Annotated in this window: 24 protein-coding genes; 17 read left to right on the forward strand and 7 right to left on the reverse strand. The window is 67.3% G+C overall.

Features of this window, described 5'->3' with window-relative positions; all coding sequences use genetic code 11:
• The first annotated feature begins 294 nt into the window (after window positions 1-294).
• The 6 genes from lgt to QTI05_RS17585 all read left to right on the forward strand — a co-directional run bounded on the left by lgt (window position 295) and on the right by QTI05_RS17585 (window position 6687).
• Window positions 295-1125, forward strand: coding sequence for a prolipoprotein diacylglyceryl transferase (gene lgt, locus QTI05_RS17560; RefSeq protein ID WP_286543336.1), 831 nt, complete (start codon window positions 295-297; stop codon window positions 1123-1125).
• Between the two features lie 93 nt (window positions 1126-1218).
• The gene (locus QTI05_RS17565) at window positions 1219-1887 is read left to right on the forward strand and encodes a GntR family transcriptional regulator (protein WP_286619977.1); all 669 of its coding nucleotides are present in this window, start codon (window positions 1219-1221) and stop codon (window positions 1885-1887) included.
• Window positions 1884-3344 (forward strand): malonyl-CoA decarboxylase domain-containing protein, encoded by a 1461-nt coding sequence (locus QTI05_RS17570; protein WP_286619979.1) that lies wholly within the window; start codon window positions 1884-1886, stop codon window positions 3342-3344. The genes QTI05_RS17565 and QTI05_RS17570 overlap by 4 nt, the downstream gene beginning before the upstream one ends.
• A 34-nt stretch (window positions 3345-3378) precedes the next feature.
• A complete protein-coding gene (locus tag QTI05_RS17575) occupies window positions 3379-4368 on the forward strand; it encodes a Bug family tripartite tricarboxylate transporter substrate binding protein (RefSeq protein ID WP_286543344.1) in 990 nt (329 codons plus the stop codon).
• Window positions 4365-5135, forward strand: a complete 771-nt coding sequence (locus QTI05_RS17580; protein ID WP_286543347.1) for an enoyl-CoA hydratase/isomerase family protein — start codon at window positions 4365-4367, stop codon at window positions 5133-5135. Before QTI05_RS17575 ends, QTI05_RS17580 begins: the two co-directional genes overlap by 4 nt.
• A gap of 7 nt (window positions 5136-5142) precedes the next feature.
• Window positions 5143-6687 (forward strand): malonate--CoA ligase, encoded by a 1545-nt coding sequence (locus QTI05_RS17585; protein WP_286619981.1) that lies wholly within the window; start codon window positions 5143-5145, stop codon window positions 6685-6687.
• Here the strand turns inward: QTI05_RS17585 and QTI05_RS17590 are convergent.
• Both QTI05_RS17590 and QTI05_RS17595 read right to left on the reverse strand, forming a co-directional pair.
• Window positions 6684-7754, reverse strand: a complete 1071-nt coding sequence (locus QTI05_RS17590; protein ID WP_286619983.1) for a phenylacetaldoxime dehydratase family protein — start codon at window positions 7752-7754, stop codon at window positions 6684-6686. The two genes, QTI05_RS17585 and QTI05_RS17590, sit on opposite strands and share 4 nt — an antisense overlap.
• A 17-nt stretch (window positions 7755-7771) precedes the next feature.
• Window positions 7772-8806, reverse strand: coding sequence for a carbon-nitrogen hydrolase family protein (locus QTI05_RS17595; RefSeq protein WP_286543356.1), 1035 nt, complete (start codon window positions 8804-8806; stop codon window positions 7772-7774).
• A gap of 166 nt (window positions 8807-8972) precedes the next feature.
• Here QTI05_RS17595 and QTI05_RS17600 point away from each other — a divergent pair, with 166 nt between their 5' ends.
• Window positions 8973-9935, forward strand: coding sequence for an AraC-like ligand-binding domain-containing protein (locus tag QTI05_RS17600; RefSeq protein ID WP_286543358.1), 963 nt, complete (start codon window positions 8973-8975; stop codon window positions 9933-9935).
• A gap of 3 nt (window positions 9936-9938) precedes the next feature.
• Here the strand turns inward: QTI05_RS17600 and QTI05_RS17605 are convergent, their stop codons facing one another.
• Complete coding sequence (locus tag QTI05_RS17605) at window positions 9939-10364, reverse strand: universal stress protein (RefSeq protein ID WP_286543360.1); 426 nt, start codon at window positions 10362-10364, stop codon at window positions 9939-9941.
• An 89-nt stretch (window positions 10365-10453) separates the two neighbouring features.
• Window positions 10454-10897: a universal stress protein gene (locus QTI05_RS17610; protein ID WP_286543362.1), complete on the reverse strand. Its 444-nt coding sequence runs from the start codon at window positions 10895-10897 to the stop codon at window positions 10454-10456.
• Window positions 10898-10995: 98 nt separating this feature from the next.
• On the opposite strand from QTI05_RS17610, the gene QTI05_RS17615 reads away from it, so the two are divergent.
• The 9 genes from QTI05_RS17615 (at window position 10996) to QTI05_RS17655 (ending at window position 18648) form a co-directional block, all read left to right on the forward strand.
• On the forward strand, window positions 10996-13293 hold the full coding sequence (locus QTI05_RS17615; protein WP_286619985.1) for a heavy metal translocating P-type ATPase: 2298 nt from the start codon (window positions 10996-10998) through the stop codon (window positions 13291-13293).
• Entirely contained in the window at window positions 13293-13430 is a 138-nt protein-coding gene (ccoS, locus tag QTI05_RS17620; protein WP_286543366.1) for a cbb3-type cytochrome oxidase assembly protein CcoS, read from the forward strand. The genes QTI05_RS17615 and ccoS overlap by 1 nt, the downstream gene beginning before the upstream one ends.
• 64 nt (window positions 13431-13494) lie before the next feature.
• Window positions 13495-14934: a cytochrome-c oxidase, cbb3-type subunit I gene (gene ccoN, locus QTI05_RS17625; RefSeq protein WP_286543367.1), complete on the forward strand. Its 1440-nt coding sequence runs from the start codon at window positions 13495-13497 to the stop codon at window positions 14932-14934.
• Window positions 14935-14943: 9 nt separating this feature from the next.
• Complete coding sequence (ccoO, locus tag QTI05_RS17630; RefSeq protein WP_286619988.1) at window positions 14944-15576, forward strand: cytochrome-c oxidase, cbb3-type subunit II; 633 nt, start codon at window positions 14944-14946, stop codon at window positions 15574-15576.
• A gap of 10 nt (window positions 15577-15586) precedes the next feature.
• Window positions 15587-15724, forward strand: a complete 138-nt coding sequence (locus QTI05_RS17635) for a cbb3-type cytochrome oxidase subunit 3 (protein WP_286543371.1) — start codon at window positions 15587-15589, stop codon at window positions 15722-15724.
• A 9-nt stretch (window positions 15725-15733) separates the two neighbouring features.
• Window positions 15734-16648 carry a cytochrome-c oxidase, cbb3-type subunit III gene (gene ccoP / locus QTI05_RS17640; RefSeq protein WP_286543372.1) on the forward strand — a complete coding sequence of 305 codons (915 nt, stop codon included), beginning with the start codon at window positions 15734-15736 and terminating at the stop codon, window positions 16646-16648.
• 5 nt (window positions 16649-16653) lie between these two features.
• Window positions 16654-18090: a cytochrome c oxidase accessory protein CcoG gene (gene ccoG, locus QTI05_RS17645; protein ID WP_286619991.1), complete on the forward strand. Its 1437-nt coding sequence runs from the start codon at window positions 16654-16656 to the stop codon at window positions 18088-18090.
• 25 nt (window positions 18091-18115) lie between these two features.
• Window positions 18116-18403: a FixH family protein gene (locus tag QTI05_RS17650; RefSeq protein ID WP_286543640.1), complete on the forward strand. Its 288-nt coding sequence runs from the start codon at window positions 18116-18118 to the stop codon at window positions 18401-18403.
• A complete protein-coding gene (locus tag QTI05_RS17655; RefSeq protein ID WP_286619993.1) occupies window positions 18400-18648 on the forward strand; it encodes a hypothetical protein in 249 nt (82 codons plus the stop codon). The genes QTI05_RS17650 and QTI05_RS17655 overlap by 4 nt, the downstream gene beginning before the upstream one ends.
• Here QTI05_RS17655 and fnr read toward each other — a convergent pair.
• Window positions 18629-19345, reverse strand: coding sequence for a fumarate/nitrate reduction transcriptional regulator Fnr (fnr, locus tag QTI05_RS17660; protein ID WP_286619995.1), 717 nt, complete (start codon window positions 19343-19345; stop codon window positions 18629-18631). The two genes, QTI05_RS17655 and fnr, sit on opposite strands and share 20 nt — an antisense overlap.
• A gap of 204 nt (window positions 19346-19549) precedes the next feature.
• On the opposite strand from fnr, the gene QTI05_RS17665 reads away from it, so the two are divergent.
• The gene (locus QTI05_RS17665) at window positions 19550-20260 is read left to right on the forward strand and encodes a sulfite exporter TauE/SafE family protein (protein ID WP_286619998.1); all 711 of its coding nucleotides are present in this window, start codon (window positions 19550-19552) and stop codon (window positions 20258-20260) included.
• A 19-nt stretch (window positions 20261-20279) separates the two neighbouring features.
• On the opposite strand, the gene QTI05_RS17670 is transcribed toward QTI05_RS17665, so the two are convergent.
• Both QTI05_RS17670 and QTI05_RS17675 read right to left on the reverse strand, forming a co-directional pair.
• The gene (locus QTI05_RS17670) at window positions 20280-20801 is read right to left on the reverse strand and encodes a universal stress protein (RefSeq protein WP_286620000.1); all 522 of its coding nucleotides are present in this window, start codon (window positions 20799-20801) and stop codon (window positions 20280-20282) included.
• A 295-nt stretch (window positions 20802-21096) separates the two neighbouring features.
• Window positions 21097-21912 carry a sulfite exporter TauE/SafE family protein gene (locus QTI05_RS17675; protein ID WP_286620003.1) on the reverse strand — a complete coding sequence of 272 codons (816 nt, stop codon included), beginning with the start codon at window positions 21910-21912 and terminating at the stop codon, window positions 21097-21099.
• Window positions 21913-22128: the final 216 nt, after the last annotated feature.

The raw sequence follows: 22128 nt of genomic DNA on the forward strand, positions 1-22128 counted from the left end.
GCGCGCGCGGTGTCCGCTGCCGCGAAGGCGCGTGCGGCGGGGGGCTGAGTTGCCGGGGGGGGCTCAGGGCGGCGGGGCACGCTGCTCCGCGAATGTCCCCCGGCCTGCGGCCTCCTCCTTTATTTCGCTGCGCAGCGTGCCCCACCGCCAGCGACCCACCCCAACGCCTTCCCGCACCGACCCTACCCACAGGCCGTGCCCCGAAACGCCAAGCACGAAGCACACGCGCGCGATGCCCCCGGCAAACGCCAATCGCGCGCCTTCGCCTTCGGCCGAGCGCGGCACAATCGCCCCATGCTCATGTACCCCCACATCGACCCGATCGCACTGCAACTCGGGCCGGTCGCCATCCACTGGTATGGCCTGACCTATCTGGCTGCCTTCGGGCTTTTCTTCTTTCTGGGCACACGCCGCCTCGGCCACGAGCCTTTCCGCTCGATCACCGGGCCGGGCGCCTGGAGCCGCAAGGACGTGGAAGACATCCTGTTCCTCGGCGTGGTCGGCGTCATCGTCGGCGGCCGGCTCGGCTACTGCCTGTTTTACAAGCCGGGCTACTACCTCACTCACCCGCTCGAGATCTTCTTTGTCTGGCAGGGCGGCATGAGCTTCCATGGCGGCTTTCTCGGGGTGATGGCCGCGATGCTGTGGTTCGCGCGTTCGCGCACCCGGCCGTTCTGGCAAGTGATGGATTTCGTTGCGCCCTGTGTGCCCACCGGACTGGCAGCGGGGCGTGTCGGCAACTTCATCAACGGCGAGCTGTGGGGCCGTTTCAGCAGCCCTGACTTGCCGTGGGGCATGGTGTTTCCTCAAAGCGGCTCGATGCTGCCGCGCCATCCGTCGCAGATCTACCAGTTCCTGCTCGAAGGGCTGCTGCTGTTCGTCATCGTGTGGCTCTATGCGCGCAAGGAGCGCAAGACGGGGCAGGTGGCGGCGGCGTTCTGTGCCGGCTACGGGGTGATGCGATTCGTGGCTGAATTCTTCCGTGAGCCCGACGATTTCCTCGGCCTGCAGGCGCTCAACCTGAGCCAGGGCCAGTGGCTGAGCCTGCCGATGATCCTGTTCGGCATCGGCTTGTGGCTCTGGGCTGCGCGCCAGCCCGCGCGACGCGCGCAGGCTGCAGGGTAAATCCGGAGTTTCTGCGTGGCGCGCAGCCTTGTGCGCGATGTCTTCAGCGCTCACAATTACGCGTAATTACAGGAAATTACGAGATACAACGTCATGCGCCTGGTGGCCAACTCCCTGCACCACGAAGTCGCCGCCACGCTGCGCGAGCAGATCTTCGCGGGTACCTTGGCGCCGGGCAGCTTCCTCGACGAGGGCGCGCTGTGCCAGCGGCTCGAAATTTCCCGCACGCCTTTGCGTGAGGCGCTCAAGGTGCTCACGGCCGAGGGGCTGCTGCGGCACGAGCCGCGGCGCGGCTGCTTCGTCAGCGAGGTGACCGAGCGCGACCTCGACGAGATCTTTCCGGTCATTGCGCTGCTCGAGGGCCGTTGCGCCTTCGAGGCGGCGCGCAATGCGAGCGACGCCGAGCTGCGGGAGCTCGACGTGCTGCACGACAAGCTGGCGCGCCACGCGAAAGCCCGGCGCATCACCGACTACTACGCCACCAACCATGTGATCCACGAAGCCATCATCACGCTGGCCGACAACCGCTGGCTCGCACAGGTGATCGGCGACCTGCGCAAGATCCTGAAGCTCGCGCGCCTGCAGCAACTGCACGCGCCGGGCCGGCTGGAGCAGAGCCTGTCGGAACATCTGGCCGTGTTCGCAGCGCTCAAGGCGCGCGACAGCGCCGGCGCCGAAGCGGCCATGCGCACCCACCTGACGCGGCAACGCGAGGCTTTGCGCGAGGTGGCGCAACAACAGAAACTGAGGTTGATGTCATGAACGGTACGGCAACGTGGCTCGAACGCAGCGTGTCGAGGCTTCGGCCAGGTCGCAAGTCGCCCACGCAAGGCGAGGGCGATCGGGCAGACGCGGCAGCGTCGCCGCCGCGCTCGACGCGCGAACGCCTGGACGCCACGCTGCGCCAGAAAGACGAGGCGCTGTCGCCGCGTGCGCTGCGCCGCACGCTGGCCGAGCTCAAGGCCGTGATCGATCCGTCCGTCAGCGAGGTCGAAGGCGGCCGCCGCGCCAAGGTGCTGCAGGGCTGGTATGAGGCGGCCAGCCCGGAAGAGCGGCGCGACCTCTGGCTCCTGATGAGCGAGATCTTCGTGGCCGACCCCGGCAAGGCAAAGGCCGCGCAGGCCCAGTTCGCGGCGGCACTTGGCACGCCGGACGAGGCAGTGGCCGAAGTGAACTACCGCCGCGCCACGGTCTCGCCGCGGCGTCGGCTGCTGCAGCGCTTCAGCGTCTACCCCGAGGGCATTCCGTTCCTGGTCGGCATGCGTGCGGAAATGCAGTCGCACCTCAAGACCGACAAGCGCCTGCGCGCGCTGGACGTGGAGATGGAGTACATGTTCTCCACCTGGTTCGACGTGGGTTTTCTGGACCTGCGCCGCATCAGCTGGGATTCGCCGGCATCGCTGGTCGAGAAGCTCATCAAGTACGAGGCAGTGCACGACATCCAGAGCTGGGCCGACGTGCGCAACCGGCTCGACTCCGACCGTCGTTGCTACGGCTTCTTTCACCCGCGCCTGCCCGGCGAGCCGCTGATCTTCGTCGAGGTGGCACTGGTCGACGCGATGGCCGACAGCATTCCGCCCCTGCTCGATGAATCGGCTGCAGCGGCCGACCTGGACCGTGCCACCACCGCCATCTTCTATTCCATCAGCAACACGCAGAGCGGGCTGCGCGGCGTGAGCTTCGGCGATTCGCTCATCAAGCGCGTGGTCGAAACGCTGAAGGACGAGTTTCCCAAGCTCAAGACCTTTGCCACCCTGTCGCCGATTCCCGGGTTCCGGACATGGCTCGGCAAGAACATGGCGACCCATCTGGCGCATTTCGACGACCGGCAGCGGGGCGAACTCGCCCGAGCGGTCGGCGTCGACACGCCGGCGCCCGCCGACGTTCTCGCGGCGATCGACAAGCCCCTCGGGCTGGCGCCGGCGTCGCCGCTGCGCCATCTGCTGCTGACTGCGGCGGCACGCTACCTGGGCAGCGAAATGACGGACGGCAAACCCGCCGATCCGGTGGCGCGGTTCCACCTTGGCAACGGTGCCCGCGTGGAACGCCTCAACTGGGCCGGCGACCCGTCAACCAAGGGCCTCAGGCAGTCCTATGGACTGATGGTGAACTACCTCTACGATCTCAAGCGGCTCGACAAGCACCGCGCGCTGCTGGCGCAGGGCAAGGTGCCGATATCCGGCGACATCGAGAATCTGCTTCCCAGGAAGAAGAGTTGACGCATTCCTCAACGACAACGGAGACAAGCAAACAATGAACACCCTCTTTCATCGCCGCGACATGTTGCGGTGGGCTGCAGCCGGTGCGGCCGTTGCAGCGGCCGGCACGACGCAGGCGCAGGGGACCTGGCCCACCAGACCCGTCACGATGATCGTGCCGTTCCCGGCCGGTGGCGGCACCGATGCCTTCGCGCGGCCGCTCTCGGCCCAGTTCTCGAAGGCCACGGGGCAAACCCTGGTCATCGACAACCGCGGCGGTGCCGGCGGCACGCTGGGCGCCAGCATCGCATCCAAGGCGGCGGCCGACGGCTACACGTTGTTCATGGGCGCGGTGCACCATGCGATCGCACCTTCGATCTATCCCAAACTCGACTACGACATCGAGAAGGACTTCGTGCCCCTCATGCTGCTGGCCAATGCGCCGCAGGTCGTGGTGGTGAACCCCAAGCGCGTGTCGCAAACCACGCTGCAGGAGTTCGTCGCCTACGCGAAGAAGAACCCGGCCAAGATGAACTACGGCTCGGCCGGCGCCGGCACCTCGCACCACCTGGCAGGTGAACTGTTCAAGCAGCAAACCGGCACCTTCATCACTCACATTCCGTACCGCGGTGCCGGTCCGATGCTGCAGGATCTGATCGCCGGCAACGTGGACGTGTGCTTCGACGGCCTGGGCTCCTCGGCGCAGCACATCAAGGGCGGTCGCATCAAGGCGCTGATGGTGTCTGGCGCCAAGCGCAACCCCGCTTTTCCGGATGTGCCGTGCGCGGCCGAAGTTGGGCTGCCCGGCTACACGGTGACCACCTGGTACGGGCTGTGGGCGCCGAAGGGCACGCCGGCCGAAGTGCAGGCGCGCATCGTCGACGACATGAAAAAGAGCATGGCCACCGACGATCTCAAGACCATCTGGGCAGCCAACGGTTCCGAGATTCCCAATCTCACGATGGGCGCCTACGGCAGCTTCGTCAGCGCCGAGATCAAGCGTTGGGCCACCGTCGTCAAGGCTTCGGGCGCCAAGCTGGAATGAGCGGTTCCGTCCAGCTGCAGCGCGAAGGCGCCATCGCCTTCGTCACGATCTCGCACAGCGGCCGGCTCAACGCCATGTCGCGCGCGATGTGGCTCGTGTTGCGTTCCACCTTCGAAGCCCTGGCGCAGGACGAGGCCTTGCGCTGCGTCGTCGTGCGCGGGGAGGGCGGGGCCTTCTGCGCCGGTGGCGACATCTCCGAATATCCGTCGTTCCGCTTTGCCGAAGAAAGCCTGCGCGCGTTTCACGAAGACGAGGTGTGGGCCGCGCTGCAGGCCATGCTCGAATGCCCGGTGCCCCTGGTGGCCCAGATCGAAGGCGCCTGCATGGGTGCCGGCATCGAGATCGCGAGCTGCTGCGACATCCGGCTGGCCGGCGCCTCTGCAAAATTCGGCGCACCGATCGCCCGGCTAGGCTTCCCGATGGCGCCACGCGAAGCGGCGCTGGTGCGGGGCGCGATTGGCGACACGCTGGCGCGCGACATGCTGCTGGCCGCCAGCGTGCATGGGGCGGCACGGCTGTACGACGCGGGTTTCCTGCTGCAGGTGTTGCCCGACGACACCGTCGCAGATGCGGCGCTGGCCCACGCCGCCCGCATCGCTGCGCTGGCACCCGCTGCAGCACGTCTCAACAAGGCCACGTTTCTCGCATTGAATCGGGCTCCAGTACCCGTCCCACCGGCGCTGCCCCTGGCCTATCGCTATGCCGATTCGGCCGAGCACCGCGAAGGCATTGCCGCCTTTCTTGCCAAACGCTCCCCTGTTTTCTGAGGCCCGCATGAAGAAGACCAACGCCAACCTGTTCGCGGCACTGCGCGCCGCCTTCCCAGCCGACCTCGACAGCATCGCGGTCGAGACCGACAACGGGCTGTTCTATTCCTGGCGCGACCTGGATCGCGCCAGCGCCATGATCGCCAACCTGCTCGATGCGCTCGGCCTCGAGCCTGGTGCGCGCGTGGCGGTGCAGGTCGAGAAGTCGGTCGAGGCGATGCTGCTGTACCTCGCCACGCTGCGCGCGGGCTACGTGTTCCTGCCGCTGAACACGGCCTACCAGAGCGCCGAGATCGAATACTTCATCGGCAATGCAGAACCGGCCGTGGTGGTGTGCACCAGCGCCAATGCAGGCTGGGTCGGGCCGATCGCCCAGGCGGCCGGCACGCGCCACGTGTTCACGCTCGACGACGACCGCACCGGCACGCTGCTCGAAGTGGCGGCGCAGTGCAGCGACCGGCACACCATCGCGCAGAAGGCCGAAAGCGACATGGCCGCGATCCTCTACACCAGCGGCACCACCGGCCGCAGCAAGGGTGCAATGCTGACGCACGGCAACCTGCTGTCCAACGCCGCCGTGCTGAAGGACTACTGGGGTTGGACGAGGGGCGACGTGCTGATCCACACGCTGCCGATCTTCCACGTGCACGGCCTGTTCGTCGCGATGCATGGCGCGCTGCTCAATGGCAGCAAGATGCTCTGGTTCGGCAAGTTCGACCCGAAGCGCATCGTCGCCAGGTTGCCCGAGGCCACTGTGTTCATGGGCGTGCCCACGCTCTATGTGCGCCTGCTGGCGGAGCCGGGCCTGACGAAAAAGGCGGTGCGCAACATGCGCCTGTTCGTCGCCGGGTCGGCGCCGCTCCTGATCGAAACCTTCAACGAGTGGCGCGAGCGCACCGGCCACACCATCCTCGAGCGCTACGGCATGAGCGAAACTGCCATGCTCACGTCCAATCCGTACAACCCGGTGCAGGGCGAGCGGCGCGGCGGCACCGTGGGCTTTCCGCTGCCCGGCGTGCAACTGCGCGTGGTGTCGACGCAGGAAGGCGAAGAGGGCCGCGAATGCACCACCGACGAGATCGGTGGCATCGAGGTCAGCGGGCCCAACGTGTTCGCCGGCTACTGGCGCATGCCCGAAAAGACGCGCGAGGAGTTCACGCACGATGGCTTCTTCAAGACCGGCGACGTCGGCAAGATCGATGGCCTCGGCTACGTCACCATCGTGGGCCGCAGCAAGGACCTGATCATCAGCGGCGGCTACAACGTCTACCCGGCCGAGATCGAGGGCTACATCAACGACCTTCCCGGCGTGGCCGAGAGCGCCGTGGTCGGCGTGCCGCATGCGGACTTCGGCGAGGTGGGCGTTGCCATCGTGATCGCCAAGGCCGGCGCGGCGCTCGATGCCGACGCGATCGTCGCGGCGCTCAAGTCGAAGCTCGCGAACTTCAAGATTCCGAAGCGTTGCTTCGTCGTGTCCGAGTTGCCGCGCAACACCATGGGCAAGGTGCAGAAGGCGCTGCTGCGCGAGCAGCACAAGGGGCTGTTCGCCTAGCTCTTTTCCGTCAGGCCCAGGCCGTTCATGAGCCCGCTGCGCGCATGGCAGTTGATGTATTCGTAGCTCTGCTCGTCGGCCTTCAGCACCGAGACCTCGTGGTACACGCGAAGCTGCAGCTGGAAGTTCAGCGCCTGCACATAGCGCATGAAGCTGCCGAAGATCGCGACGTGCGTGGGGTGCGATTCGGCCCAGCGCTCCATGTCGGCGAGCGAGCGCCAGAAGCTCAGGCCGAAGGACTTCTGCAAGGGCGCACCGGCTGCATCGAGGTGGTGCATGTAGCGGTTGCTGTAGCAGCCGATGCCCAGGCCCTCGTCGCGCAGGAACTCCATGCCCTCGCGCAGCACCGGCTCCATGTCTTCGAGGTAGAGCGTGCGTTCCTGGCCGGTGGTCTCGGCCCATTCCTGGCCGGAGCGGATCATCGCGATGTTCTCGTGACCCGCAACGCGCACGCGCTGGCCCGGTGCCGGCGTGCCCGCAATCACCGCCCGCGTGCCCGAGGGTGCCATCGCATCGGTCTGCGAGAGCGGGATGCGGTCGCGCATCGAACCCCAGTAGCCGTGCTCCTGCAACTCGCCGCTGACTTCGCCCATGACCACGCCGACGCCCTCGAAGCGGTTCGGCGTGTTGAACATGGTCTCGAAGTGCTCGACGCGCGGCGAGGCGATCTCGCGGAAGTGGCCGAGGCCCTCCGACAGCCGATCGTCGGAGCGCCACCACGCGTCGATTTCCGGCGTTGCGCACCAGCGTTCATGGGCGGCCGCTTCGCTCCAGTACGCGATGGCAATCATGTTGTCGTAGCCATCGGCATCGACGTAGTGCGCCAGGTCATGGTGGCCGGGGCCATCGGGCAGCGCGAAGTCGCGCACGATCTTCATCAGCGTGGCGCAGGCGCGGCCCTGCATCTCGGCCCCGCGTGACTGCACCCCGAAATAACCCATGACGACCCGCTTCACCGAGGCCGGCGCGCGGGCCGACCAGACGGGGTAGGGCGGCGTGTAGTCGTCCTCGACGCGGCGGTGCCGCGTGCGAGGGCATTTCAGATGTTCGGCGATGGCGGATTCCATGGCGTGGCTCCGTGCGGTCAGGCCGCGACCGGCAGGCGCGTCTCGGTGTTGGCGGCGATCGCTTCCGGCACGCTGCTCTCGGGTTCGGGCGCGCGCTGCACCACCACGGGTTCGCGGCGTGTCTTGTTCAGCAGCAGTTGCGTGACGTCGGGCCGCGAGTAGTGGCCGCTTGGGTCGGCTGCAGCCTTGGCGAGCGAGATCATGCCGAGGTCGATGTCGGCGATCACCAGCCCTTCCTGGTCTTCGGCCAGCGGCGTGCCGAGCGGTGAACCGTCCGGCGCGTAGATGCGTGCATAGCCGCCGCCGGTCCGCAGCATCTGCTGCTTGGCCGGATCGGTGCACAGCAGGTCGCTCATCGCCTGGGACACGGTTGCGCACGGCGCGACCACGAAGCACTGTCCCTCGGCAGCGTAGATCTGGCTCGCGGCGTTGTTGACCTCCGGGCCGAGCGCGTAGGCCGCGCCGCGGTAGAGCGAGAAGCTGGGCCATGCGCCGCAATGGATCTGCTCGTTCTGCGAATACATCGCGTACTTGCTGAGCGGCTGCAGGTGCTCCCAGCACGAGAGCGATCCGATGTTGCCGAGGGGCGTTTCGACCACGGCGAGGTCGGAGCCGTCGCCTTCGCCGAACACGGTGCGCTCCACGTGCGTGGGCTTGAGCTTGCGGCGCGTCTGCACTGTGTTGCCCTGGTCGTCGATCAGCGCCTGCGCGATGTAGAGGCTGCCGGCGGCCTTTTCGCTGTAGCCGAGCGAGACCCAGATCCTGTGCTTGCGCGCCGCCTCCCTGACGCGGTCGAACTCGGCGGAGCCGACGACCAGCGCGTTGTCGCTGTAGCGCTGCACGAACTGCATGCCCCAGGCCGGTGAATCGAGCCAGATCCACCAGGGGTAGCCGGGCACCCAGGTTTCTGGAAAGGCGATCAGCTTGACGCCCTGGCCGGCGGCCTGGGCCATGAGGTCTATGGTCTTGTCGATGGTGCCGTCGAGGTCGAGGAACACGGGCGCTGCCTGCACGGCGGCGACGCGGAGCTTGGGATGAACGGTGGTGGGCATGAAGGGCCTTCAGAAGCGGTGGATGAAACAACTTCGCACACTTGCGCACCGGGTTTGCGCTGTGGCATGCGGGTTGCTTGAAGCGTAAATTCGCCGCCGCGGAACGTTTTGACCCGAACTTGCGGCGTTCTTGTTCCAGCGTTGCATGCACTTTCCGGGAAACCCCATGAACCAGTTGCTCAGCACTGATGCCGTTGGGCGAGACCAGCGGCTTGCCTACTGGACTGACCTGATCTGCAACGTCTACGTGCAGCTCGGTTGCGACCCGGTGCGCGAGGGCGATACCGGCAGCTTCGAGGGCAGCATTCGCCAGCATTCCCTGCCGAGCCTCGACGTGTCGGTGGTCCGGTCAGGGCCACAGAAGGTCATGCGCACGAGTGGCCACATCTCGCGTTCGAGCGACGACTACTTCCTCGTGAGCATCCAGGCCCAGGGGCATGGCGTGGTGCGGCAGGACGGGCGCGATGCGGTGCTCTCGGCCGGCGACTTCGCGCTGTACGACAGCACGCGGCCTTATCAGCTGCTGTTCGACGACGCCTTCGAGCAAATCGTGCTCAAACTGCCCGGCGAGCGCCTGCGCAGCGAGCTGCGCGACACCGAGGCGCTGACGGCCACCACGGTGTCGGGCAGGGAAGGCGCGGGCCACCTGCTGCTCGGCATGATCCGCACGCTGCGCGAAGACATCGACACGCTGCAGCCGGCGTCGGCCCTGGCGGTGGCCAACGGCGTGCAGAGCATCCTCGTGGCCGGGCTGCAGACGCTGCCCGCGGCGCGCGCACCCGCACTCAGCAACCTCACGGCGTATCACCTCGCGCGTGTGAAGCGGCGCATCGAAGAGCAGCTGGCCGATCCGTCATTGTCGGTGGGCAGTCTCGCGGCAGCGCTGGGGGTGTCGGCGAGCCACATCCACCGCGTCTTCAAGAGCGAGCCGCTGACGCCCTCGCAGTACATCTGGGAGCGCCGGCTCGAAGCCTGCAGCCGCGACCTGCTGGAGCCGCGTCTCGCGGGCCGGCCGGTGGGGGAGATCGCGTATGGGCGCGGGTTCAACGATGCCGCCCACTTCAGCCGCGCGTTCCGCGAGCGCTTCGGCTGCTCGCCGCGCGAGTGGCGGCAGCAGCGCGTGCAATAGCGCTTACTGAACCAGCAGCACCGAGATGTCGGTCTCGGCCACCACCTTGGTGGCAACCGACCCCATCAGCGCACGTCCGAAGATGCCGTGGCCGTGCGTGCCCATCACGATCAGGTCGGCCTTCGCGGCGTTGGCCGACTTGAGGATTTCCTCGGCCGCATTGCCGTGGCGCACGTCGATCGTGTAGCCGCTGATGTTGCGCTCGGCCAGACCGAGCTTGACCGGCTCGATCACCTTGCCCGTTTCTTCCGCGTAGTAGCTGTCGAGCACGTCCTTGCTGACGTGGCGCGCCGCGTGCGGCGGAATGCCGCTGCACACGTTGACCAGCACGAGCTCGTGGCCGTCGACCAGTGAGGCGCGGTGCTTGGCCAGGTAGTCGAGCGCTTTGCGGGTGTGCTTGCTGCCGTCGACGGCAATCAGGATCTTCATGGTGTTCCTCTTTCGAATGTGACGCGATTGCTTATACGGCCCCTCGCGAAGCGCGTACAGACCGGGTTGACCCGGGCTTGTGGCCGATCTCAGCGCAGCACCAGCACGGGCAGCTCCGAATGCGTCAGCACGTGCTGCGTCTCGCTGCCCAGCAACAGGCGCTTGAGGCCTTTGCGCCCGTGCGAAGCCATGACGATCAGGTCGATCTTGTGCTTGCGTGCGGCCGCGATGATCGACTCGGCCACGAGGTCGGAGTTCACGGTCGCCGTTTTCACCGCAACGCCGCTGGCCCGGCCCTTGACCACGATGGCATCGAGCGTGACCCGCGACGCATCGGCCCACTGCTTCTCGATGCGGGCGATGTCTTCCGGCGGAAACGCCATGGCGCCGTCGAGGTAGCTGGTGGGGTAGCGCGGCACGACCGTCAGCGCAACCAGCTCGGCGCCGCTTTGCGCGGCCAGCGCGATCGCGCTCTTCACGGCCTTCTTCGAGAGGACGGAGCCGTCGGTGGCGACGAGGATGCGCTGGAACATGGGTTCTCCTGGGAATTTGAACCAGCATAGGCCGCCCGCCGCGCCATGTGTTGATTCACATCAAGGGTTCAAGGGACAAGCACCGCTAGCCTCGCCGGATGCAAGCCATTCTTCCGTCGAGCCCGGTCGACCTTCCCGCGCATGCGCTGCTGGACGATCCGGCCGAGTGGCCTGCGTTCGGCCATGCGCTGGACGCCGCCGCGCCGGCGGGGCGCTGGCAGTCGCAGGTGGTGATCGAGGGCATGCACTGCGCGGCCTGCGCCTTCACGGTCGAAGTTGCGCTGATGCAGGTGCCCGGCGTGCTCGAGGTGCAGGTCAGCGCCGCGAGCCGGCGTGCCCGCGTGGTCTGGTCGGCCGCGCGGGTCAAGCCTTCGCGCTGGTTCGCGGCGGCTGCCGCGGTGGGCTACCGGCTGGTGCCGGCTGGCGACATCGCGGCGCGTGCGCGGCGCGCGCAGGTGACGCGGCTGGCGTTGTGGCGCTGGCTGGTAGCGGGCTTTTGCATGATGCAGGTGATGATGTACGCGTACCCCGCCTACATCGCGCAGCCCGGCGACATGACGGCCGATGCCGCGCAACTGCTGCGCTGGGCCTCGTGGGTGCTGTCGCTGCCGGTGCTGCTGTTTTCGTGCGGGCCTTTCTTTTCGAGCGCATGGCGCGACCTGCGGGCCCGCCGCATCGGCATGGACCTACCGGTGGCGCTCGGCATGGCCATCACCTTCGTCGTCAGCAGCGCCGCCACTTTCGATCCGGCCGGGCCGTTTGGCCACGAGGTGTACTTCGACGCGTTCACGATGTTCGTGTTCTTCCTGCTCACCGGCCGCTGGTTCGAGGCACGGCTGCGCGACCGGACGGCCGGCGCGCTCGAGGCGCTGATGAACCGGCTGCCCGACAGCATCGAACGGCGGGATGTCGACGGCAGCTTCAGCCGGGTCGCGGTGCGGCGGCTTGCGGCCGGCGATGTGGTGCGCGTGCTGCCGGGCGAGGCCTTTCCCGCCGATGGCACGGTGATCGAGGGCGACACCTCGGCCGACGAGGCGCTGCTCACCGGCGAGTCGCGTCCGGTGCCGCGTCCGTGCGGCGCGCAGGTGCTGGCCGGCAGCCACAATCTTGACGCGGCGGTGCTGGTACGCATCGACACCGTCGGGCCTGGCACGCGCTTCGCGCAGATCGTGGCGCTGATGGAAAGCGCCTCGATCGACAAGCCGCGCCTCGCGCAGCTCGCGGATCGCGTTGCACGCCCCTTTCTGGGCGTGGTGCTCGCGGCGGCGGCGCTGGCCTTCGTGGTCTGGTGGCCGACCGATCACGGCAAGGCGCTGATGGCGGCGGTGGCGGTGCTGATCGTGACCTGCCCCTGCGCACTTTCGCTCGCCACGCCGGCCGGCATGCTCGCGAGCGCCGGTACGCTGGCGCGGGGAGGCATGCTGGTGCGCAACCTGCAGGCGCTGGAGGCACTGGCCTCGGTCGATACGGTGGTGTTCGACAAGACCGGCACGCTGACGCGCGACACTCCACGGCTCGAGCGCGTCTACTGCCGGCGCGGCATTCGGCCAGGCGATGCGGTTGAGCTTGCCGCGGCGCTCGGCGCCCAGTCGCTGCACCCAGCTGCGCGTGCGGTGGTGGGCGCCTGGAACGCGCAGTACCGCATGCCGCCGACGTGGATGGTTTCCGACCTGACGGAGCACGCCGGGCAGGGGCTCGAAGGTGCGGCATGGCAGGGAGCCGCGGGGGCACGGCTGCCGCGCCGCATGCGCCTGGGGGCGGCGGCCTTCTGCGGCGTCGCGCCGCTGCAGGTCGAGGCGGCGCAGGTCCATCTCAGCGACGAAGGCGGTTGGGTCGCGAGCTTCGTGCTGGCCGAAGACCTGCGTGATGACGCGGTGGCCGCAGTGCACGCGCTCGGGGCGCAAGGGCTGGCCGTGCGGCTGCTTTCCGGCGACCGGGGCGCCGCGGTGCGCGATGTGGCGGGCCGCGTCGGCATTCCGCAGGCCCAGGGCGACTGCCTGCCCGAAGACAAGCTCGATGCGCTGCGGCAACTGCAGGCGAAGGGCCGGCGTGTCGCGATGGTCGGCGATGGCCTCAACGACGGGCCGGTGCTGGCGCAGGCCGATGTTTCGTTCGCGTTCGGCCGGGCCGTTCCGCTGACCCGGGCGCGTGCCGACTTCATCGTGCTGAGCGAGTCGCTGGCCAGCATCCCGCAGGCGATCGCGCAGGCGCGCCGCACGCTGCGGGTGGTGCGGCAGAACCTCTGGTGGGCGGCCGGCTACAACGCGCTGTGCGTGCCACTGGCGCTCGCCGGGCTGCTGCCGGCCTGGCTGGCCGGCCTCGGCATGGCGGTCAGCTCGCTGGTGGTGGTGCTCAACGCGGCGCGCCTCGCAGTGCCGTGCGGGGGCGGGCGCTGATGGACATCCTCTTTTTGCTCATCCCGTTCTCCGTGGTGCTGGTGCTGCTGATCCTGGCCGGGCTCTGGTGGGCGGTCGACCGTGGCCAGTTCGACGACGTCGAGCGCGAAGGCGAGCGCATTCTGCGCAACGATTGATCTGCATCAAGGCGACGTGCCGGGCACGCACCGACACTGGCCGCAGTTAACAAAAGGCCAGACGATGCACGCTGACAACCCTCCTGTTGCGGTCTACGAAGACACCGTCATACGGCAATTCGCACTTATGGCGGTGGTATGGGGCGTGGTCGGCATGCTGGTCGGCGTGCTCATCGCGTCGCAGCTCGCGTGGCCCGAAATGAACTTCGGCATTCCCTGGCTCAGCTACGGGCGCCTGCGTCCGCTCCACACCAATGCGGTGATCTTCGCCTTTGGCGGCTGCGCGCTCATGGCGACCAGCTTCCATGTGGTGCAGCGAACCTGCCAGGTTCCGCTGTTCGCGCCGAAGCTGGCGTCGTTCGTGTTCTGGGGCTGGCAGGCCGTCATCGTCGCTGCCGCGTTGAGCCTGCCGATGGGCTATACCTCCGGCAAGGAGTACGCCGAGCTCGAATGGCCGATCGACATCCTGATCACCCTGGTGTGGGTGGCGTACGCGGTCGTGTTCTTCGGCACCATCGGCATGCGAAAGGTGCGCCACATCTACGTGGCCAACTGGTTCTACGGCGCCTTCATCATCGCGGTGGCGCTGCTGCACATCGTCAACAGCGCGGCCATACCTGCCGGCTGGATGAAGAGCTACTCCGCCTACGCGGGCGTGCAGGACGCGATGGTGCAGTGGTGGTACGGCCACAACGCGGTCGGCTTCTTCCTCACCGCCGGCTTCCTCGGGATGATGTACTACTACATCCCCAAGCAGGCCGGCCGCCCGGTGTATTCGTACCGGCTCTCGATCGTGCACTTCTGGGCGCTGATCTTCACCTACATGTGGGCGGGCCCGCACCACCTGCACTACACCGCGCTGCCGGACTGGACGCAGTCGATCGGCATGGTGTTCTCGCTGATCCTGCTGGCGCCGAGCTGGGGCGGCATGATCAACGGCGTGATGACGCTGTCGGGCGCCTGGGACAAGCTGCGCACCGATCCGATCCTGCGCTTCCTCATCGTGGCGCTGTCGTTCTACGGCATGGCGACCTTCGAGGGGCCGATGATGTCGATCAAGACGGTCAACGCCCTGAGCCACTACACCGACTGGACGGTCGGCCACGTGCACGCAGGTGCGCTGGGCTGGGTCGGGCTGATCTCGATGGGCTCGCTCTACTACCTGATCCCGCGCATGTACGGCCGCACCGAGATGCACAGCGTGCCGGCCATCGAACTGCATTTCTGGATGGCGACCGTCGGCATCGTGCTCTACATCGCCGCGATGTGGATCGCCGGCGTGATGCAGGGCCTGATGTGGCGCGCGGTCAATCCCGACGGCACGCTCACCTACACCTTCGTCGAAAGCGTGAAGGCGACCTTCCCGTACTACGTGGTGCGCCTCGTCGGCGGGCTGCTGTACCTCGGCGGCATGCTTGTGATGGCCTGGAACGTCTGGATGACGGTGGGCTTCGGCCGCTCGGTCAACGCCGTCATTCCGCAGCCTGTGGCCGCGCACGCCTGAGGAAGCCACATGTCCGACAAGACCACAACCCCCAAGACCGGCTTCTCGCACGAGAAGATCGAGACCAACAACTTCCTGATGATCGTGCTCATTCTGCTGGTCATCGCCATCGGCGGGCTGGTCGAGATCGTGCCGCTGTTCTTCCAGAAGTCGACCACCGAAGCGGTGAAAGGGGTGGAACCCCTCAAGTCGCTGCAACTGGTCGGGCGCGACATCTACCTGCGCGAGGGTTGCTACAACTGCCACTCGCAGATGATCCGGCCGTTCCGGGCCGAGACGCTGCGCTACGGGCACTACTCGGTGGCGGGCGAGTTCGTCTACGACCATCCGTTCCAGTGGGGCAGCAAGCGCACCGGCCCTGATTTGCACCGCGTCGGCGGCAAGTACAGCGACGAGTGGCACCGCATCCACCTGAACAACCCGCGCGACGTGGTGCCCGAGTCGAACATGCCCGGCTATGCCTGGCTCGACAAGGCGATGGTGGACGGCGCCACGACCGCCACCCACATGACCGCGCTGCGCCGCGTCGGCGTGCCCTACACCGACGCGCAGATCGCGGCGGCGCCGGCCGACGTCGACGGCAGAACCGAACTCGATGCACTGGTGGCCTACCTGCAGTCGCTCGGCCTCGCACTCAAGTAAAGGAAGCACGATGGACGTCACCACCCTGCGCATCGCGGCCACGCTGGCCTCGTTCGCCACTTTCATCGGCATCGTCGTCTGGACTTACTGGCGTCGCAACGCCAGCGCCTTCGACGAAGCGGGCCGGTTGCCGTTCGAACAGGACTGAGGCCGCACCATGAGCGATTTCATCAGCGACTTCTGGTCGCACTACGTCACGGTGGTCGTGCTGGCCAGCATCCTGGCCTGCGCGCTGCTGCTGTGGGTCACGGCCCGCACGCGCGCCCCGACCGGCAGCGACAACACCACCGGCCACGTCTGGGACGAAGACCTGCGCGAGATGAACAACCCGCTTCCGCGCTGGTGGGTGGGCATGTTCGTGCTCACGATCGTGTTCGGGCTGGGCTATCTCGTGGCCTATCCGGGCCTGGGCAGCTATGGCGGCGAGCTCGGCTGGAGCACCCGCAGCGAGTACGCGGGCGACGTCGCAGCCGCCGACCGTGCGCTGGAGCCGGTCTACGCGAAATACGCCGCGATGGCGCCCGAACAGGTCGCCGGTGAACCGGGCGCCATGGCCATCGGCGAGCGCCTGTTCCTGAACAACTGTGCGCAATGCCACGGCTCCGACGCGCGCGGCAGCAAGGGCTTTCCGAACCTGACCGACAACGACTGGCTGCACGGCGGCACACCCGACAAGATCAGGGAGACCATCACGCAGGGCCGCACCGGCGTCATGCCGCCGATGGCGGCCGCGGTCGGCACGCCCGACGACGTGAAGAACGTGGCCAACTATGTGCTGAGCCTGTCGGGCAGTCCGCACGACTCGCTGCGCGCCGGCCTTGGCAAGAGCAAGTTCACCGCATGCGCGGCCTGCCACGGCATCGGCGGCGTCGGCAACCAGGCGATGGGCGCACCCAACCTGCGCGACAACATCTGGCTCCATGGCTACGGCCAGGAAGCCATCATCGCGATCATCAACAACGGCAAGACCAACCAGATGCCGCCGCAGCAGGGCCGGCTGACCGAAGCGCAGATCCAGGTGCTCGCGTCCTATGTCTGGGGCATGTCCAACAAGGCCGCAGCGGCGCCCTGACAACCATGGCCGAACCGCTGCCCGCCACTTCGCCCTTGCGCCCGCGCAAGGTGATTCCGATCGTCGCGGCGGAGCAGGGCAGCGGGCTCTACGCGGCGCACAGGAAGATCTACCCGCGCAGCATCAGCGGGCTGTTCGCGCGCTGGCGCTGGGCCATGGTGTTCCTGACACAGCTCGTGTTCTACGGCCTGCCCTGGATCGAGTGGGGCGGCCGCCAGGCGGTGCTGTTCGACCTCGGCGCCCGGCGCTTCTACCTGGGCAGCCTGGTGCTGTACCCGCAGGATCTGATCTACCTGACCGGACTGCTGGTGATCTCGGCGCTCTCGCTGTTCCTGTTCACGGCGGTGGCGGGTCGGCTCTGGTGCGGCTACGCTTGCCCGCAAACCGTCTATACCGAGATCTTCCTGTGGGTGGAGCACAAGATCGAAGGCAATCGCGTCGCGCGCATGCGTCTCGACGGCGAGCCGTTCTCGCTCGAAAAGCTGGTCAAGAAGTGGTTCAAGCACATTGTCTGGCTGGGCATCGCGCTGTGGACAGGCTTCACCTTCGTCGGCTACTTCACGCCCGTGCGCGAACTCGGCATGGAATTCCTGCAGACCCGCATGGGCTCGTGGGAGGTGTTCTGGGTGTTCTTCTACGGCTTTGCCACCTACGGCAGCGCGGGCTTCATGCGCGAACAGGTGTGCCAGTACATGTGCCCCTATGCGCGCTTTCAGGGTGCCATGTTCGACCGCGACACGCTGATCGTGAGCTACGACGTGGAACGCGGCGAGCCGCGCGGCCTGCCTGCCAAGGGCCCGCAGGAAGCCCGATCCGGCGACTGCATCGATTGCGACCTGTGCGTGCAGGTCTGCCCGGCCGGCATCGACATCCGCCAGGGCCTGCAGTACGAATGCATCGGCTGCGGCCTGTGCGTCGATGCCTGCAACACCGTCATGGAAAAGCAGCACCGGCCACTGGGGCTGATCCGCTATGCCACGCAGAACAGCATGGCCGGGCACTGGACCAACGGCGAGATCCGTCGGCGCGTGCTGCGGCCGCGCGTGTTGATCTACACCGGCGTGCTGGCGGCGCTGTGCCTCGGGTTGCTGGCCAGCCTGGTAGTGCGCATGCCGCTCAAGGTCGACGTGGTGCGGGATCGCGCGTCGCTGGCCCGCATCGCCGAGGGTGGACGGCTCGAGAACGTCTACCGCCTGCAGATCATGAACGCGACCGAGCAGCCGCAGCGCTACAGCATCGAGGCAACTGGCCTCGAGGGCCTGTCCGTGCTCCCGGCGGAGCCGGTGGAAATCGAAAGCGCCCAGTCGCGCTGGGTGGCAGTGCGCCTGCAGATCCCGTATGGCAGCGCGGCACCCGGCTCCCACACCGTGCACTTCGGCGTGCGCTCGGCCGATGGCAGTGCGCAGGTGTCCGAGAAGGCCGCTTTCCTGGTGCCCCGTTGACCCGGAGGAGACAAAGATGAAAAAAATGAACGAGCAAGAACCCGCACCGCCGGTGCCGGCTGCACCCTGGTGGAAGTTCCCGCTGGTGTGGATGGTGATCGCGGGGCCGGCGTGTGTGGTCGTCGCCGGCTTCGGCACGCTGTGGATCGCGCTGGCGATCCCCGATCCCGTGGTCGCCGAGGACTACTACCGTCAGGGCATCCAGATCAACCGCACGCTGGCCGACAAGAAGCTGGTGCCGGCGCTGGTCGGGCGCAACCACGCGGCGACGCCAGGCAACGACATGCCCGCGCCGAAGCGCGCTGCGCCGTGACCGCGCGCGCGGCACTCTGGATCCTGTGGCCCGGCTTCCTGCTGGCCTGCAGCTTCGAGCTGCTGGTGTTCGCGCTGGTTGATCCGGCCGACCTGCGCTGGGGCAGCGAGTCGCTCGGCCTGTCGCGCCAGGCGGTCTACACGATCGGCTTCTTTGTGTTCTGGGTGCTGGCCGCGGCTTCGAGCGCGCTGACCATGGTGCTGGTGTCGATGCCTGCGCGGGATCTCAGCAAGCCGCCGGAGTGACGATGCGGTGCAGTGCGTCGGGCTCGACGATGCGCACATGCCGGTTGTCGACCTCGACGATGCCGTCGGTGACGAACTTCGACAGCGTACGGCTCACGGTCTCGAGCTTCAGGCCGAGGTAGCTGCCGATCTCTTCGCGCGTCATGCGCAGCACCAGTTCCGACCGCGAGAAGCCGCGCGCATGAAGCCGCTGCACCAGGTTGAGCAGGAAGGCGGCCAGCCGCTCTTCGGCCCGCATGCCGCCCAGCAGCAGCATCACGCCGTGCTCGCGCACGATCTCGCGGCTCATGATCTGATGCACATGGCGCTGCAGCGAGGTGATCTCGCGCGAGAGTTCCTCGATGCGGTCGAACGGCATCACGCAGACTTCGGAGTCTTCCAGCGCCACAGCGTCGCAGGTGTGGTGGTCGTTCACGATGCCGTCGAGGCCGATGATCTCGCCGGCCATCTGGAAGCCGGTGACCTGGTCGCGGCCGTCTTCGGTCGCCACGCGTGTCTTGAACACCCCGGTGCGAATCGCATAGAGCGAGGTGAAGCGCTCGCCGCTGTGAAACAGCGTCTCGCGCCGCTTCACCTTGCGGCGCGTCGCCACGATGTCGTCGATGCGATCGAGCTCGGACGGCAGCAGGCCCACGGGCATGCAGAGTTCGCGCAGATTGCAGTTCGAGCAGGCGACCTTGATGGTTTGAGGGGTCATGGCAATGGAGGCTCTCTTTGAGCAATTTTCAGCCCCTGCGTCTGCAGCTGAGTTGATTCAGGTCAATGGATCTTCGGCGGGCCGGCCGCACAGTCGATGGGTCATGCCCTCGATTTCCACCGCCGTTTTGTTCGACCGCTACCAGCAGGCCGATCGCAACCGCACGCGGTTCTCCCGCATCATCTAACTCGACCGGCCGCCACCATGCAAACCGCACTGGCCGCTTCGGCTTTTCTGATGGGCCTGGCCGGCGGCCCGCATTGCGTCGCCATGTGCGGCGCGGCTTGCGCCGGCGTGGTTCGCATCGTGCGCGCAGCGCCGAACGGTGGCGTGGCCGCACTTTCCGCGGACGACGGTGCGGGCCGCATGCTGCTGCTGCAGATCGGGCGCATCGCGGGCTATGCAGCCGGCGGGGCACTGGCCGCTGCAGCGGTGGGCAGTCTTGCCGTGGCGAGCGAGCACGTGGCGCTGCTGCGCCCGGTCTGGACGATGCTGCATGTGGCCGTGCTCGCGTGGGGCGTGGTGCTGGCCGTGGCGGGGCGGCAGCCGCGCTGGTCGCACCGCGCCGGGGGCTGGCTCGCAACGCGGCTGCGGCCCCTGAACGGTTCGGCCCCGGGGCTGCTTGCCACCGGCGCGCTGTGGATCGCGATGCCCTGCGGGCTGCTGTATTCGGCGTTGATGCTGGCGAGCCTGGGCAACGGGCCGGCGCAGGGCGCACTCGTCATGGCGCTGTTCGGTGTCGGCAGCGGGCTGTGGTTGATGCTGGCCCCCTGGCTCTGGCAGCGCCTGCGCCACGGCGTCGGGTCCCTGCGGCAGGTCTGGGGCACCCGCGTGGCGGGCGTGTTGCTGGCGGGCGTCGCGTCGCAGGCACTCTGGATCGACCTGCGACACCAGATCGAAATCTGGTGCCGGTGAGCGCGGGGCGGATGGCCGCCTACTCGAGTCCCAACGCCGCCGACGGCAGGCTCACGCGAATGGACTCAGCGACGGCCTTGGCGCGCGACTTCGCTTCGGGTGCGCGCACCAGCAGCACGGGCACCGGCGCATAGCGCAGGATGTGCTCGGCGCTGCTGCCCAGCACCAGCCGGCCGACGCCGCGGCGCCCGTGGGTGCCGAGCACGATGAGGTCTGCCGGCCATTGCGCCGCTTCCGCCGTGACCAGCTCGTGTACCGAGTTCGAGAAGTTGTCGCGCAGCGCCGTTTCAACGTCGACGCCCGCAGTCGTCGCCCTCTCGCGGGCTTCCTCGAGAACCCTTGCGCCTTCCTTGCGCAGCACGCCGAGCCAGTCGCCGGCGTGGCCCGAATAGGCGTCCATGGCGAGCGCGAAAGACAGCTCGTCGATGACGTGGATCAGGCGCAGCCGCCCCTTGGTGAGTTGAGCCAGGCGGATGGCTTCGTCCAGGCCGAGGTTCGAGGTCGAACTGCCGTCGACCGGAACAAGAATCTTCTGGTACATGGCGTGCTCCTCTTTGTCGCAAGAACAGGGAGCATCAGTATGAAATGACCCGTCCCTGGGGTCTTGATCCGCGTCAAGGAAGGGGGATTGGGGCGGGCCGCTGGCGGCGGGTGGCCCCTTCCGCGAATGTCCCCCGGCCTGCGGCCTCCTCCTTTATTTCGCTGCAGGGGCCACCCACCACCAGCGGCCTGGGCACGCTCTGAATGTTCAGCGCGAACCGGCCCCGCCGCCCTGATCCCACCCCGGACCCTCAGCGCCCACAATCAACGCAGGACTCTGTGAATGCAAGACCGTATCAGCCGCGCAAGCCCTTCCAGAGCATGTAGGCCGCCAGCACATACAGGATGCTCGCGAACACCCGCTTGAGCTTCTTCACGGGCAGGCTGTGCGCGGCTTTTGCACCCAACGGTGCGGTGAACACGCTGCAGATGGCAATGACCACCAGCGCCGGCAGCCAGATGTAGCCGAACGAGCCGGACGGCAGCCCCTGCACCGACTGGCCGCTCACGATGTAGCCGACCACGTTGGCCACAGCGATCGGGAAACCCAGCGCCGCGCTCGTGGCCACCGCGTTGTGGATAGCGACGTTGCACCAGGTCATGAACGGCACGCTGATGAAGCCGCCGCCGGCGCCGACCAGGCCTGAGAGAAAACCGATCGCACCGCCCGCGGCGAGCTGGCCGCCGGTGCCGGGCATCTGCCGCGTGGGCTTGGGCTTCTTGTCGAGGAACATCTGTGTGGCCGAGAAGCCCACGAACAGCGCAAAGAAGATCGCCAGCGCGGTGCCCTTGAGCAGCGCGAAAACGCCGAGGCTGCCGACCAGGCTGCCGATCACGATGCCGGGCGACAGCCGCTGCACGATGTCCCAGCGCACGGCGCCGCGCTTGTGATGGGCGCGCACGCTCGAGATCGAGGTGAAGATGATCGTGGCCATCGACGTGGCAATCGCGATCTTCACGGCGAGGTTGGCCGGCACACCGCGCTGGCCCATGATGATCGTGATGAAAGGCACCATCAGCATGCCGCCGCCGATGCCCAGCAGGCCTGCGAGAAATCCGGTGGCGAGGCCGAGCGCCGCGAGTTCGGCGATCAGCAGGGGTTCGAGCATCATGGTGGCAACGCGCCTCTGAAAAAAAGACGGCCCCGGGTGAGGGGGCCGTCGTTTCATGAATAGGTGTCTGCAGGTGGGTGCCGAACCCGCATCCTGAACCAGGGTTCAGGTGGGCGAGGGCAGCAAGACTTCGGGTTCATCTGACGCGAGATGATCACGCCCGTCAAGCAATGTACCAAGCCCGGCTCCGGAGAGCATTGGAACAAGGAAATATAA

The sequence above is a fragment of the Variovorax fucosicus genome (assembly GCF_030316825.1).
Taxonomy (GTDB): Bacteria; Pseudomonadota; Gammaproteobacteria; order Burkholderiales; family Burkholderiaceae_C; genus Variovorax; species Variovorax fucosicus.

Bases quoted from the DNA above. Each gene is read 5' to 3' on its own strand.
- QTI05_RS17675 (WP_286620003.1), bottom strand. From the start codon at position 21,912: ATGATGCTCGAACCCCTGCTGATCGCCGAACTCGCGGCGCTCGGCCTC.
- QTI05_RS17610 (WP_286543362.1), bottom strand. From the start codon at position 10,897: ATGTTCCAGCGCATCCTCGTCGCCACCGACGGCTCCGTCCTCTCGAAG.
- QTI05_RS17670 (WP_286620000.1), bottom strand. From the start codon at position 20,801: ATGTACCAGAAGATTCTTGTTCCGGTCGACGGCAGTTCGACCTCGAAC.
- QTI05_RS17575 (WP_286543344.1), top strand. From the start codon at position 3,379: ATGAACACCCTCTTTCATCGCCGCGACATGTTGCGGTGGGCTGCAGCC.
- QTI05_RS17615 (WP_286619985.1), top strand. From the start codon at position 10,996: ATGCAAGCCATTCTTCCGTCGAGCCCGGTCGACCTTCCCGCGCATGCG.
- QTI05_RS17590 (WP_286619983.1), bottom strand. From the start codon at position 7,754: ATGGAATCCGCCATCGCCGAACATCTGAAATGCCCTCGCACGCGGCAC.
- ccoO (WP_286619988.1), top strand. From the start codon at position 14,944: ATGTCCGACAAGACCACAACCCCCAAGACCGGCTTCTCGCACGAGAAG.
- ccoG (WP_286619991.1), top strand. From the start codon at position 16,654: ATGGCCGAACCGCTGCCCGCCACTTCGCCCTTGCGCCCGCGCAAGGTG.
- QTI05_RS17650 (WP_286543640.1), top strand. From the start codon at position 18,116: ATGAACGAGCAAGAACCCGCACCGCCGGTGCCGGCTGCACCCTGGTGG.
- QTI05_RS17570 (WP_286619979.1), top strand. From the start codon at position 1,884: ATGAACGGTACGGCAACGTGGCTCGAACGCAGCGTGTCGAGGCTTCGG.
- fnr (WP_286619995.1), bottom strand. From the start codon at position 19,345: ATGACCCCTCAAACCATCAAGGTCGCCTGCTCGAACTGCAATCTGCGC.
- ccoP (WP_286543372.1), top strand. From the start codon at position 15,734: ATGAGCGATTTCATCAGCGACTTCTGGTCGCACTACGTCACGGTGGTC.
- QTI05_RS17635 (WP_286543371.1), top strand. From the start codon at position 15,587: ATGGACGTCACCACCCTGCGCATCGCGGCCACGCTGGCCTCGTTCGCC.
- ccoN (WP_286543367.1), top strand. From the start codon at position 13,495: ATGCACGCTGACAACCCTCCTGTTGCGGTCTACGAAGACACCGTCATA.
- QTI05_RS17600 (WP_286543358.1), top strand. From the start codon at position 8,973: ATGAACCAGTTGCTCAGCACTGATGCCGTTGGGCGAGACCAGCGGCTT.
- QTI05_RS17605 (WP_286543360.1), bottom strand. From the start codon at position 10,364: ATGAAGATCCTGATTGCCGTCGACGGCAGCAAGCACACCCGCAAAGCG.
- QTI05_RS17665 (WP_286619998.1), top strand. From the start codon at position 19,550: ATGCAAACCGCACTGGCCGCTTCGGCTTTTCTGATGGGCCTGGCCGGC.
- QTI05_RS17580 (WP_286543347.1), top strand. From the start codon at position 4,365: ATGAGCGGTTCCGTCCAGCTGCAGCGCGAAGGCGCCATCGCCTTCGTC.
- QTI05_RS17565 (WP_286619977.1), top strand. From the start codon at position 1,219: ATGCGCCTGGTGGCCAACTCCCTGCACCACGAAGTCGCCGCCACGCTG.
- QTI05_RS17595 (WP_286543356.1), bottom strand. From the start codon at position 8,806: ATGCCCACCACCGTTCATCCCAAGCTCCGCGTCGCCGCCGTGCAGGCA.
- ccoS (WP_286543366.1), top strand. From the start codon at position 13,293: ATGGACATCCTCTTTTTGCTCATCCCGTTCTCCGTGGTGCTGGTGCTG.
- lgt (WP_286543336.1), top strand. From the start codon at position 295: ATGCTCATGTACCCCCACATCGACCCGATCGCACTGCAACTCGGGCCG.
- QTI05_RS17585 (WP_286619981.1), top strand. From the start codon at position 5,143: ATGAAGAAGACCAACGCCAACCTGTTCGCGGCACTGCGCGCCGCCTTC.